Annotated in this window: 14 protein-coding genes; 9 read left to right on the top strand and 5 right to left on the bottom strand. The window is 36.2% G+C overall.

The features are described 5' to 3' along the window. The first annotated feature begins 162 nt into the window (after positions 1-162). From FA707_RS08220 to FA707_RS08210, 3 genes are all read left to right on the top strand, one after another. A complete protein-coding gene (locus FA707_RS08220) occupies positions 163-1,023 on the top strand; it encodes a helix-turn-helix domain-containing protein (protein WP_168177383.1) in 861 nt (286 codons plus the stop codon). Positions 1,024-1,132: 109 nt separating this feature from the next. Then, positions 1,133-2,278 (top strand): N-acetylglucosamine-6-phosphate deacetylase, encoded by a 1,146-nt coding sequence (gene nagA / locus FA707_RS08215; RefSeq protein ID WP_136953772.1) that lies wholly within the window; start codon positions 1,133-1,135, stop codon positions 2,276-2,278. Between the two features lie 268 nt (positions 2,279-2,546). Continuing rightward, positions 2,547-3,023 (top strand): hypothetical protein, encoded by a 477-nt coding sequence (locus tag FA707_RS08210; RefSeq protein WP_136953771.1) that lies wholly within the window; start codon positions 2,547-2,549, stop codon positions 3,021-3,023. Positions 3,024-3,193: 170 nt separating this feature from the next. Here the strand turns inward: FA707_RS08210 and rpsD are convergent, their stop codons facing one another. Then, entirely contained in the window at positions 3,194-3,805 is a 612-nt protein-coding gene (gene rpsD / locus FA707_RS08205; RefSeq protein ID WP_136953770.1) for a 30S ribosomal protein S4, read from the bottom strand. Positions 3,806-4,084: 279 nt separating this feature from the next. Here rpsD and FA707_RS08200 point away from each other — a divergent pair, with 279 nt between their 5' ends. Genes FA707_RS08200 through FA707_RS08190 form a run of 3 tightly spaced genes read left to right on the top strand, consistent with a single transcriptional unit; the run spans position 4,085 to position 5,823 of the window. Beyond that, positions 4,085-4,471 carry a CidA/LrgA family protein gene (locus FA707_RS08200; RefSeq protein ID WP_136953769.1) on the top strand — a complete coding sequence of 129 codons (387 nt, stop codon included), beginning with the start codon at positions 4,085-4,087 and terminating at the stop codon, positions 4,469-4,471. Then, entirely contained in the window at positions 4,464-5,171 is a 708-nt protein-coding gene (locus FA707_RS08195) for an LrgB family protein (RefSeq protein ID WP_136953768.1), read from the top strand. Before FA707_RS08200 ends, FA707_RS08195 begins: the two co-directional genes overlap by 8 nt. A gap of 10 nt (positions 5,172-5,181) precedes the next feature. Next, positions 5,182-5,823, top strand: coding sequence for a DNA alkylation repair protein (locus FA707_RS08190; protein WP_136953767.1), 642 nt, complete (start codon positions 5,182-5,184; stop codon positions 5,821-5,823). A gap of 85 nt (positions 5,824-5,908) precedes the next feature. On the opposite strand, the gene def is transcribed toward FA707_RS08190, so the two are convergent. Next, complete coding sequence (gene def, locus FA707_RS08185) at positions 5,909-6,487, bottom strand: peptide deformylase (RefSeq protein WP_136953766.1); 579 nt, start codon at positions 6,485-6,487, stop codon at positions 5,909-5,911. A 338-nt stretch (positions 6,488-6,825) separates the two neighbouring features. Here def and FA707_RS08180 point away from each other — a divergent pair, with 338 nt between their 5' ends. The 3 genes from FA707_RS08180 to pnp all read left to right on the top strand — a co-directional run bounded on the left by FA707_RS08180 (position 6,826) and on the right by pnp (position 10,033). Continuing rightward, entirely contained in the window at positions 6,826-7,305 is a 480-nt protein-coding gene (locus FA707_RS08180) for a hypothetical protein (protein WP_136953765.1), read from the top strand. 133 nt (positions 7,306-7,438) lie between these two features. After that, the gene (gene rpsO / locus FA707_RS08175; RefSeq protein WP_136953764.1) at positions 7,439-7,708 is read left to right on the top strand and encodes a 30S ribosomal protein S15; all 270 of its coding nucleotides are present in this window, start codon (positions 7,439-7,441) and stop codon (positions 7,706-7,708) included. A 213-nt stretch (positions 7,709-7,921) separates the two neighbouring features. Further along, positions 7,922-10,033, top strand: a complete 2,112-nt coding sequence (gene pnp / locus FA707_RS08170) for a polyribonucleotide nucleotidyltransferase (protein WP_136953763.1) — start codon at positions 7,922-7,924, stop codon at positions 10,031-10,033. Between the two features lie 72 nt (positions 10,034-10,105). On the opposite strand, the gene FA707_RS08165 is transcribed toward pnp, so the two are convergent. From FA707_RS08165 to FA707_RS08155, 3 genes are read right to left on the bottom strand one after another with little or no spacing between them, the layout of a single operon-like run. Further along, positions 10,106-10,459, bottom strand: coding sequence for a cupin domain-containing protein (locus FA707_RS08165; protein WP_136954218.1), 354 nt, complete (start codon positions 10,457-10,459; stop codon positions 10,106-10,108). 17 nt (positions 10,460-10,476) lie between these two features. Continuing rightward, positions 10,477-12,042, bottom strand: coding sequence for an autoinducer-2 kinase (gene lsrK / locus FA707_RS08160; protein ID WP_136953762.1), 1,566 nt, complete (start codon positions 12,040-12,042; stop codon positions 10,477-10,479). After that, on the bottom strand, positions 12,035-12,976 hold the full coding sequence (locus FA707_RS08155; RefSeq protein WP_136953761.1) for a sugar-binding transcriptional regulator: 942 nt from the start codon (positions 12,974-12,976) through the stop codon (positions 12,035-12,037). The genes lsrK and FA707_RS08155 overlap by 8 nt, the downstream gene beginning before the upstream one ends. Positions 12,977-13,147: the final 171 nt, after the last annotated feature.

Genomic DNA, 13,147 nt, shown 5'->3' with positions numbered 1-13,147 from the left:
AAAAACGAATGTTTAAAATACCGTATAAATGTGAATAAATTGTGATTATTTGTGAAAAAAATATTAAAATTTCGAATAACGTATAGTATGTAACCCTTTTCTTCTGTATAATGGGATTAAATTAAAATGTGGTATGGAGTAAATGAAAAAAGAGGTGATAAGATGAACAATCTAGGTCTTATGTTGAAGGAAATACGTGAAGAGAAGTCTTTTTCTAAAGAGATGTTGTCAAAAGATATCTGTAGTCTTGAGATATTAGAAAAATTAGAAGTAGACAATACGATTCCTTCATTGTCTTTATTAAGAAAAATTTGTGATCGTTTATCAGTTACTATTGACGAGCTGATGGCAATGTGTGAAGTGAAGGCGTCGTCTACTCATCGTAATGCTTTATCTAAAGCTAATTGGTTTAGTATCTTGGATCATTATTTGATTACTAAACAGTATGATTGTTTAAATGAAGCGACTACGCGTGTCTTAATTGAAATGCCTGATTTAAGTATTTTAGAAAATCAATTATTGATGTACTATCGTGGCGCCTATGAATTAGTTTACGAACGTAATATCGAGGGGGCTAACAAATATTTCGCTAGAGCGCTAGATTTTACTTATCAACCTGATTCATCATATCCAAGTGATATGGAAGTTATAATTATGACTTTATTAGGTTTTATTCGTCATCGTATAGGGGAGCACGAAGAAGCGCAAAGTCTAATCGAAAAGAGCTTTGAGTTGTATATCCAGCATCACTCTTTTAGTATGAAGCCTATTTTTTCGCAACTATTTTATTTCCAATCGACCTATCAGCTAGAAATGGGAGCGCCACAAGAAGCAATTGAAATTGCCGATGTTGGCATTTCTTGGTGTCGAAAAATGATGAACATGTATTTATTAGAAGATTTATTATATGTTAAAGGCATAGCGCTCGAGGATTTGAATCGAATTGATGAAGCAACTTTCTTTGTTGAGTTAGCGGATAATTTGCATGTTTTAGAAACGAGCGGCGAAGTCATTAGTTTTTAAATAGAGTCATGTTAAAGTCAAGAATGGTTTAGACCATTCTTGACTTTTTTTGAAAAAAAGAGTAGTTTGTAGGTAATAGTTAAATAAATTAACGGAAGAGGTTATGATAATGAAATATTATGTTTATGCAGACAAATTTTTCTTAAAAACTGGTACAGTTGGCCCAGCCTATTTAGAAGTTGAAGATGGCAAATTTGGTCAAGTGTTTTTTGAGCGACCTGAAGGCGCAGAAATCGTTGATTACACTGGCAAATGGATTGCGCCAGGTTTAGTAGATACTCACATTCATGGTTATATGAACCATGATGTAATGGACAATGATCCTGAAGGAATTAAAGTGATGTCTGAAGCATTACTATCATGTGGTGTAACGTCATATCTTCCTACAACCTTAACGTCTGATCATGAGTTATTAACAGACGTTGCTCGTACAATCGGTCAAGTGGCTGATGACGTTGATGGTGCCAAAATTCAAGGGATTTATTTTGAAGGCCCATTCTTTACAGAAAAATATAAAGGGGCTCAAAACCCAGCTTACATGAGCGATCCAAGCTTAGAAATTTTCAATAAATGGCAAGAAGCATCAGGTGGACGTATTAAAAAGATTGCTCTAGCACCAGAGCGCGAAGGTGTTGCGGAATTCGTCCGTGAAGTCACTAATCAAGGCGTAGTTGTTGCGTTAGGTCATAGTGATGCGACAGTTGTCCAAGCCCAAGCTGCTGCTGAAAATGGGGCAAGTGTTTTTGTACATGCTTTTAATGGGATGAGTGGTTTACACCACCGTGAGCCTGGTATGGTAGGGGCAGTTATGACCTTACATGATGTCTATGCTGAATTAATTTGTGATGGACATCATGTTCATCCTAAAGCAGTCGATGTGCTAATTAAAACAAAAGGTCATGATCACATTGCTTTAATCACCGACTGTATGATGGCAGGGGGCATGCCAGATGGTGAATATATGTTAGGTGAGTTCCCAGTTGTTGTAGCAAACGGAACAGCACGTATGGCTGAAGGTAATTTAGCTGGAAGTATTTTGAAATTAAAAGAAGCGTTGAAAAATGTTGTGGAGTGGGGTGTCGCAACACCTGAACAAGCAGTGATGATGGCGTCATTAATCCCAGCAGTAAGCTGTAATATCGAAGATAAATGTGGTTCAATCACACCTGGCCGTGATGCAGACTTCATCGTCCTATCAAAAGATATGGATCTAGAAGCAACGTACCTAGACGGCAACGTAAGATACGAAGCATAAAAAAGTACTTGATGGCGCGGTTATCTTTTGAGTGATATGCGTACAATCACGAAAATTACAACGTAATTTTTGAGAATTGTTCCATATCACCGAGAAAGATGCGCCAGAAAGCCGGATTAAGAAAAGTGCTTTAGGGCGCGTTAGACTCCGATAAAATAAGACATGACAGTTTTGTCATGTCTTATTTTGTGTTATCTTAAAGGTATTAAAGTGGCTGAGAGGAGGAATATATCTGTTTAATTTTTTATTAGTCATTGTGGCCTTGTTTTTGATTTTTTCAGTCAGTATGATTTTCTGGACTTATTGGGATGTTAATCGTTACACTAAGCAATTAATAGGGAATAAATTAGAGGATGTGGTGATTGATGAAGCAATCAAACATCGTGCTGACCAACGTTGGTTTGTGAAAGCAAGTGGCTATTTAATCGCCATTATTATGTTTGCAGGTGTCTATATTTTGGCAGATAAGCATCATTATCTTGTGGCCTTGGTAATGCTAATTGTGGCTAGTTTGTTAGTGATAGCAAGTGTGTTAATTATTGGAGTGAAAGAATATTTTTTGAATGAAGATATTTTGTTTGAAGAAGATAAACGTAAGTCTTCGAGTAAGGTAGGTACTAAACAAGCTCAGCAGCTAATAAGGTTATATCGCCGTTATAAAATTGCCTTAATTTTATTAACAATTTCTTTAGTCGTGCCATGTCTGTTCTATTTATGGGTGGCTTATGAGTTATCAATTCATTAACGTACAAAAAATCCCCCGACGCGCTGTTTAATCAGCAGGCGTTGAGGGGATTTTTTGGATGTTAAAAGAGCGATAGTCTAAAAGACCATCGCTCTTTAAGTGTATGAGTTTGAAATAACGCTTGTCGAAAAAATCTCTTGCCAAGCATTGAAGACAAGAGATAAAAAATCTTAAAGTTTTTTGTTGTAGAATTCTACGATGTAAGATTCGTCAACTTCTTGAGTTAACTCTTCACGTTCAGGTAAGCGAGTTAAGCTACCTTCTAATTTTTCAGCGTCAAAGCTTACGTAAGCAGGACGACCAACTGAAGATTCAACAGCTTCTTTGATGATTGTTAAGTTCATTGATTTTTCGCGAACTGAGATAACTTGTCCAACTTCAACGTGGTATGATGGGATATCAACACGTTTACCGTCAACTAAGATATGACCGTGGTTTACTAATTGACGAGCTTGACGACGAGTAGTCGCTAAACCTAATTGGTAAACTACGTTGTCTAAACGTTGTTCTAATAAGATCATGAAGTTAACACCATGTTTACCTTCTTTAATCTTGCTAGCTTGGATAAATAAGTTAACGAATTGACGTTCGTTCATACCGTACATATGACGTAATTTTTGTTTTTCAGTCAATTGCATACCGTATTCAGATTTTTTACCACGGCTGTTTGGTCCGTGTTGTCCTGGTGCGTAAGGACGACGTGCTAATTCTTTACCAGTTCCTGAAAGTGAGATCCCTAAACGACGAGATACTTTCCATGATGGTCCAGTGTAACGTGACATTTAAAATTCCTCCAATATAATTGTGTTTTGGAGTAAAATAATCAATTGAAAAGTTTGTATTCGTTCAGTTTATCCTTCAATCTTCACCTTTGCAGCCGCGGTTACGCAATTGAACCCAACTGGGCGACAAACTGTTTACGAGCTTACTCATTTTCTGCTGCATTATTTTACACTCTTAATAGTATAACCAAGACTATCATAATAGTCAAACGAAAAATAAAAAGCTCGTTTATTTTGTCACAATCTGTGCTATAATGGAACGCGAAAGTAGGGATTTTCATGAAAATTTTACAGCAACTCTTAATTATTTTAGGCTTTACCTTTGTCGGAAAAGTTTTGCAAGTAGCTTTACATTTACCGATTCCTGGTAGTGTCATCGGTATGGTTTTATTGTTTGTTGGTTTGACGCGTGGTTGGGTAAAAGAAAGTCAGATTGCTTTAGTGAGCGATTATTTATTAGAAATATTGAGTGTTTTATTTATTCCAGCAGGTGTAGGATTAATGATGTATTTTGATTTAGTTAAAAACAGTTTCGTCAGTTTAGTGATTATTTTGTTAGTAAGCTTTGTTACTTCTCTGTTAGTAGTCGGGAGAACCGCTCAGTTTGTGAAGAAAAGACAAGGAGGAACAGCCAAAGCCTCAAAGGAGGAGCCAGCAATTGATTGATTATTTATCAAAAGAACCGATTTTTGGCGTGATTTTAACAATCGTCGTCTTTATGTTTTTTAGAATGTTAGGTAACAAATTTCAATGGAAATGGCTGAATCCACTAGCTTTTTCAATTTTAGCAATTATTTTATTTTTAAATATGACTGGGATATCTTATGATAACTACTACGTTGGAGCTAAATACGTTGATATGTTCATTGGACCGGCAACCGTTGCGTTAGCCTTACCACTTTATCGTTCATTACCTTTAATTAAAAAACATGCAGCCTCGATTATGATATCAGTAGGGATCGGAACGATTTTTAATATTTTAATGGTGTTATTATTATCAGCGATGTTTAAGCTGAAAGAACCATTAATGCTTTCGCTTGTTCCTAAATCTGTTACAACCGCCATTGCGATGGATTTATCGACGCAAATTGGTGGTGTTGCAGCGATTACCGTCTTATCAGTGATTACAACGGGAGTGTTAGCACCTTTATGTGCGGAGCCAATTTTAAAAATGTTTGGGATCGATGATCCAATGGCGCAGGGCTTGGCCTTAGGAACTACCTCACATGCGATTGGAACGTCTAAAGCGATGGAGATGGGTGAAGTACAAGGGGCGATGTCCGGTTTAGCAATCGGAATTGCCGGCATTGCGACAGTTATTTTAGCACCAATTTTAACGAATTTAGTCGACGTATTAATCGGATAAGGAGCATGAGATGGAACGATTAGTTTTACCAGTTAATCAAGCGAAAAAAGCTCAAATGGCAGCCTATATGCGCAACCAATTTATCTTCTGTGGTTTACAAGCTACGGAACGTCGTGAATTAGCTAAACCGTTAATTAAAGCTAGTAAAGCATGGACAGTGACTGAACTGCTAGCCGAGATTCGCTATTATTTTGAGTTAACTGAACGTGAATATCAATATATCGGGATTGAATTGGCGAATAAAAATTTACGCCGTTTATCAGTAGATGAGGTTAAAGAACTGAGTCAATTAGTCATGGTCAAATCATGGTGGGATAGCGTGGATAATTTAGCCTCATTTTTTGGGTCATGGTTAAAAAAGAACATGGAATATTTTGACGATGTTTTTCACTGGTTTTATCAGCATGACAACATGTGGATGCGCCGTGTGTCGATTATTTTACAATTGAAGTTCAAGGAAGAAACGAAAACGGATTTTTTGGAGAAAGCTATTTTAAATGATCGAGTAACAGATGAATTTTTTATTCAAAAAGCGATTGGTTGGTCATTGCGACAATATAGCAAAACGAATCCAGAATGGGTCCGCGAGTTTATAGCGACACATCAATTAAGTAATCTAGCTGTAAGAGAAGGTAGTAAATATATCAAGTGATGGCGAACTTGTTTGGTTATGAGGAAAGTCAATCATTATAAAAATAAGAGGTGAGTGCGTCTAATAAACGTCTCACCTCTTATTTTTATAGTAGGATAATGTCTTTCTTTTGTGCGAATGGGTCTTTAGGATCGATACGATCGTAGAACATTACGCCGTTTAAGTGATCGATTTCGTGTTGGATAACCATCGCGTCATAGCCTTTGAATTTCTTCTTCTTCGCTTCACCATCAACAGTAAAGTAAGTCACTGTAATTTTGAAATGACGAATTACAACACCTTCAACCGGACGGTCAACTGATAAACAGCCTTCGCCACCTTCTAATCCAGCTAATTGAACAGAATGGCTAATTACTTTAGGGTTAACCATTACGTCTGAAAATGTAATTTCTGGCCCTGATTTAGGATTATTTTCATCAAAATCTGGGTTAGGAATGTGCACCGCAATCATGCGTTTGTCAATGTCTAATTGAGGCGCGGCTAGCCCAACGCCACCACGCAAGTCATACTCTTCAGCAAGTTGTGGGTCTTGACTATTTTTTAAAAATTCTAGCATTTCAGCCGCTAGTTGACGCTCTTCGTCACTTAAAGGGAAGGTTAGCTCTTTAGCTGTTTCTCTAAGCGTTGGATTACCTTCTCGAATGATGTCATTCATTAATATCATGATTCATTAACTCCTTATACTTGTTCAATATCGTTTCTATTTTAACACAGCTCTAGCTAAAATGGGGTGGTTTTGTTTGAGTCTATAATAAATGCTTAATATTTCCGAAAATTAACTTGTCATTTAAAGTAGTCTAGATAAATTTTCCCAACAGTCGGCCCGTTTACTAGAGAACTCTATATGAAAAGTACACAAAGTTGTCTTGATAATAACTACAAGATAAGTGATTGATTGTTTGTGACAACAGACTTGTTTACCACTTGAATATTTTAGCTAGTAATCTAACAAAAATTATTATAAAGTTAGGATAATATTAGTTAGTCAAGGAGGAAACACGGATGTATCACACTTATTTAGCGTCGGATGTGGCGTTAAGCGAAGTCGAGTTAGCGACGGAAGTTTTATCAATTAGAGAAGCGGTCGAACGAGCGATTGTTTCACCAGATTTTTTTGATGTTGAGGAATTATCTGAGGAAGAGTTAAATGCCCCAAATGGGATTATGGTTTTAAAAGACGGTTATGGTATCGCTATTCAACGTTATGAGGACGAAGAATTAGCAGATATCTTCAATAAAACTTATTTATATGAGGTGCAATTAGTAGCGGATGAAGCCGAGCAAGTGGCGAAAGTTTATGGGCTACTTTATGACTATTTAATAACATGTGAAGTACCAGTTGAGATTTGGGAAGCAAAAGCAGGTTTGGAAGAATATGTTGAAGGTACAACGGTAACATTAGCACAACTAACAGCAAGTGATTTGGAAAAATTTCTAGAAACAGAACATCAAGGCACAACGCGTCGCTTGAATTTAGTTTAGGCGATAATCACTTGCATTTTAATAGTAAATAAGGTAAAGTGTTAGTGTACGAAAGTACGACCTATTACTTGGTTTGTCGAATCACCAACGACTTACTCAGTTCTAGGGCAAATTTTAGAAAGAGGTGGAAATTATGGCAATTTCAAAAGAACAAAAAAATCAAATCATGAGCGAATACGCACGTCACGAAGGAGATACTGGTTCTCCAGAAGTACAAATCGCAGTTTTAACAGCTGAGATTAACCACTTAAACGCGCACGCACAAGTTCACAAAAAAGATCACCATTCTTACCGTGGACTAATGAAAAAAGTTGGTCATCGTCGTAACTTATTAGCATATTTACGTAACAAAGATGTTCAACGTTACCGTGAGTTAATTCAAAAATTAGGCTTACGTCGTTAATTTTTGGTCAACAACTTAGGAAAGTGAGACTCTTTGGGGTCTCGCTTTCTTTTGCTATTGAATATTATTTTGGAACGCGAAAAGATGCTGTGTTCTTCTACTATACAAATAAGAGGGAAACTATCATTATCAGTCATTAAATGCTTGATAACTTCTTTGTTATTTGTTTAGTAGGCCATCATACTTTTCGCAAAAGTAAAGGAGACTATGTCAATGTCAGGAAAACAAGTTTTTACAACAACATGGGGCGGACGCCCACTTACAGTCGAAGTTGGACAATTAGCGAAACAAGCTAACGGTTCGGTGTTTGTACGCTACGGAGATACTGTCGTACTAAGTGCAGCAGTTGCTTCTAAACAAGCAAAAGATGTGGATTTCTTCCCACTAACTGTAAACTATGAAGAAAAAATGTACGCAGTTGGTAAAGTACCAGGTGGATTCATCAAGCGTGAAGGACGTCCAAGCGAACACGCAACGTTAACAGCTCGTTTAATCGACCGTCCAATCCGTCCAATGTTTGCGGAAGGTTTCCGTAACGAAGTACAAATCACTAACGTTGTTATGAGTGTGGAACAAGATTGCCCACCAGATATGGCTGCGATGTTTGGTTCATCATTAGCATTAGCTATTTCAGATATTCCATTCAACGGTCCAATCGCAGGGGTTAACGTCGGTCGCGTGAACGGGGAATTAATCATAAACCCAACACCAGAACAAGAAGAAGCATCAGATATTAACTTAAGTGTTGCCGGAACAAAAGATGCCATCAACATGGTGGAAAGTGGCGCGAAAGAAGTGTCAGAAGAAGCAATGTTAGAAGCGTTATTATTCGGTCACGCTGCGATTAAAGAAATGATTGCCTTCCAAGAAGAAATCGTTGCCGCTGTTGGTAAAGAAAAAATGGAAGTTGAATTATTACAAGTCGATGCTGACTTAAAAGCTGAAATCGTTGAAGCTTTTAATGGTCGCATGATTGAAGCAATTCAAACAGAAGAGAAATTAGCACGCGAAGATAACATTGAAGCGGTTAAAGAAGAAATCATTAAAGTTTATACTGAAAAATTTGCAGACGACGAAGACGCTGCGAAAAAATTAAAACAAGTGAAACAAATCGCTGAAGATTTAGAAAAAGACGAAGTTCGTCGTTTAATTACGAAAGAAAAAATCCGTCCAGACGGTCGTCAAATCGACGAAATCCGTCCGTTAGCCGCTGAAGTTGGGTTATTACCACGCGTTCACGGTTCAGGATTATTTACTCGTGGACAAACGCAAGCTTTATCAACAGTTACTCTAGCGCCATTAGGTGAGCACCAAATTATCGATGGTTTAGGAACTGAAGAGAGCAAACGTTTCATCCATCACTATAACTTCCCACAATTCTCAGTTGGTTCAACTGGTCCAGCACGTTCTCCAGGACGTCGTGAAATTGGTCATGGTGCGTTAGGTGAACGTGCAATGGCACAAGTAATTCCAAGTGAAGAAGAGTTCCCATACATGATCCGTGTGGTTTCAGAAGTATTAGAATCAAATGGTTCATCTTCACAAGCAAGTATCTGTGGTGGTATCTTAGCCCTTATGGATGCTGGTGTGCCGATTAAAGCACCAGTTGCCGGTATCGCAATGGGATTAGTAATGGAAGGTGAGGACTACACAGTCTTAACGGATATTCAAGGTTTAGAAGATCACTTAGGTGACATGGACTTTAAAGTAGCAGGAACTGAACAAGGGATTACTGCATTACAAATGGATATTAAGATTGAAGGAATCACAGAACAAATCTTAACAGAAGCTTTATCACAAGCTAAAAAAGCACGTATGGAAATCTTAAAAGTGATTACAGCCGCTATTGAAGCGCCTCGTGAAGAATTAAGTGCGTATGCTCCTAAGATTGAAATGATTCAAATTAAACCTGAGAAAATCAAAGAAGTTATCGGTAAAGGTGGCGACACAATTAACGGTATCATCGATGAAACAGGCGTTAAGATTGATATCGATCAAGATGGTAACGTAAGTATTGCGTCATCTGATGCTGCAATGATTAAACGTGCCATTGAAATTATTGAAGATATCGTTCGTGAAGCGAAAGTTGGCGAAACTTACCTAGCTAAAGTTGTTCGTATCGAAAAATTCGGTGCCTTCGTTAACTTATTCAAAGGTAAAGACGCTTTAGTTCATATCTCTCAATTAGCTAACGAACGTGTAGCTAACGTTGAAGATGTGGTAAAAGAAGGCGACGAAATTTTAGTCAAAGTAACAGAAATCGACAAACAAGGTCGTGTGAATGCTTCTCGTAAAGCAATGTTACCAAAAGAAGACGCAAAATAATATAAACTTCACCCCCTCTACAATCTGAAAAATGTAGAGGGGGTGAAGTTATATTAAACAGTATAGGGGGAGTTATGTAGTTGGTTTATAATTTTGTACCTCAATTTTATCTATTTCATGATACGGTGCCAAAGTTGATATCATCGTGATTGGTTCGTCATAAGGGTTATTAACATAGTGAACACAAGTTGGTTCTATATGGATAAATTGCCCTTTACTTAAAGTAAATTTTTCATCATCAATGTAGATATCGATTTTTCCTTCTAACACATAAAAGTTTTCTTCCATATACTCGTGGTAATGCGCAGGAAAATCTTCTTTTGGATTAAATCTAACAAGAGCAAAATTAGAGCGAGGTCCTTTCATTAAATATTTTGGACCGCTATCTCCGAATCTGTATTCTAAATTTTTTTCATCAATAATCATTTTTTTGTTTTCTCCTTTCATTTTACACCGGGTGCTATCCACATGTGATCTACTAGACCTTTATCGGCAATAGCTAGATATTCTGGATATGCCTCTTTCCAGCGACAATAAATTTCTTTATAAAGGTTATGCTCTGATTCATCAGGGAAAAAGGTTTTTTCTAATTTTATCAATTGCTTAGTCTCTTCGATGTTTTTATAAACACCTGATCCTACACCAGCTAATAAAGCCGCGCCGAGAGCAGTGGCTTCCTTCTCTACAGGGATAGTAAGTTTGACTCCCAGAATATTACAAATTATTTGACACCATAAATCGCTATAAGATGAGCCGCCAGCAAAAATTATTTCTTCTATTATCTCATCTGTTAAATCTTGAATTAGCAGTAAATGGCTATAGGTAACTAAACCAGCATTTTCCATTATAGAACGATAGAAACTATATGTATTGAATTTTTTAGAGTCTAATTGAAAATTTGTGATAGTTGGTGAAACGTGCTTTAAATTTTTAAAATCCATTGTATTGGAAAATAAAGATATTAATCCAAAACATCCTGGAGGTACGTGTTGTGCTTTTTCATCTAGAATTTTATAGACAGATATTTTTTTTTGAATTGCTAATTCATTTTCAAAATGACAAAAACCTTCTTTAAACCATTTCATAACTAATCCAGGGCACCATGCAATAGCTTCTAATTGCCATACACGAGGTACGGCATGGCAATTAGCTCGTATTTTAGCATTGTTATCAACTATTGGATTGGAAGTGTTGTATTCTAGTTGCCAAAAACTCCCTCCCAATAAAGCTGCCTGTCCTGTTTGAGTAGCACCGATTCCGATACAGCCTAACTGTGCGTCTCCACCTCCAGCTATTACTTTAGTTTTTGTAGATAGTCCAGTTTTTAGAGCGGCCAATTCATTTACATTACTTATTAAGGAACCGCTTTCAAAAACTTTTGGAAAAATATTTTCTTTCAAATTGAATTTTTTTGCGATGCTAGTGAGCCAATTTCGATTTTCTAAACCAAAAAGACCACTTGTGCTAGCGTTGCTAGGTTCCGAAGACAGAACTCCTGTTAATTTATAGCTGATCCAATCATTTATCATAGTGATACATGATACTTTTGAGTAAATATCTGGTAAATGATCTTTCACCCATAGTAATCTAGGAATAGCGCTCAGAGCAAATGTTTCGCCAGTTTCTAAAAATAATTCATGTTCTAATTCAGGGAAGTTAGTTTTTAAAAATTCAGCTTCTTTTGTAGCACGGGCATCTACATTTGAAAATGCTATCAATTCATTTCCAACTTCATCATATAAGATAAAACCTTCTCTCATGGAAGTTGTGCTAATGCCGATAATTTGTTCGGCATTAATACAACTTTTTTCAATTAATTCTTTAATACAATTAGCAATTAACTCCCAATTGTTTAAGAAATCGAAATCGATGCTTCCAGGGTAAAGAGGGTTAGATTTATGCCTCCAATCTTTTTGGTTAATTGCGATTTGTTCCCCTAAAGTGTTAAAAAGTATGGCTCTAAAACTACCTGTGCCACCATCAAGAGCTAATAAGTATTTTTCATTCATCAAAATTTTCTCCTTTGATTAGTAATTGAGCAGTTTCTTCATCAGTTATTAGAGTATGTATATATTTTCCTATTAATGCAGCTTTAATTGCGGTTATTTTTTCACGACCCGCAGCTACGCCTATAACGTTTTCATGAGTTTTTAAATCGTCTAAATTAGTACTTACTAATTTTTCTTCTATTTCTGATTGGACTAAATTTCCGTTTGAATCAATGAAATGCATCAAAATATCCCCAACGGCTCCTTGCATTTTTAGTTTGATAAAATCGTTGTTATTTAATATGTGAGATTCTAGAACTGTTGCTTCATCGTCCATACCGCCGATACCAACCACTGACAGTTTAGATAAGGTTGCCATATCGAGGATTTCTTTAACAGCTAGCTCTTTTCTGATATTTTTTGCGGTCTCTTTAGAACTCATGAATAATGGAGTTGGTAATAGATATAACTTTGCGTTGAAAACTTTAGATTGATTGTTTGGTAAATAGGGTGCAACACCTCCAGTAAGTGAAATGATTGAGATATCTTTTTCTGATAAATTAGCTAGATTATTTAATACTTTACTGACTGTTTTACCATATCCCATGCTTATATATGTATTGTCTTTTATTAAATCATCAATATACATGGCTGCAGCTAGAGATAGTGTGTTATTTTCGTCGTCGTTAGAAGATGATGGTGCTATATAGACATCTTTCAAGTTATATTTTTTGATTAACTTTTTTTCTGCCTCTATTTTTAATCTATCAAAAGTTGAAAATTTGAATTGTACAATATTTTTTATTCTAGCTTCTTCTAACATTTTTATTATTTTGATTCTTGATAATCCGAGTTGTTCTCCTATATCCTTTTGAGTCATTTCTTCGATGTAGTACAGCCAAGCGACCTTAGTAAGTAGTGAGTAGTTATAAAAATCATTTTTATCTTCTGTCATTATTTTTTTGCTCCTTCATAACAAATGTAATTAAAGTTTAACAAAAGTTAAAATACATTTCAAGTTAAAAATAAAAATAAAAAATATTGACAACGCTTTCAAACATGTGTAATAATTGTGATATCAAGCTATCTTGTTGTTAATTTCCTTTTGTTAATTTTTTTTGCTATA

This window comes from Vagococcus zengguangii, assembly GCF_005145005.1.
Taxonomy (GTDB): domain Bacteria; phylum Bacillota; class Bacilli; order Lactobacillales; family Vagococcaceae; genus Vagococcus_A; species Vagococcus_A zengguangii.
Note: the sequence above shows the minus strand (reverse complement) of the source record. Positions and strands in the feature narration are given on the sequence as shown.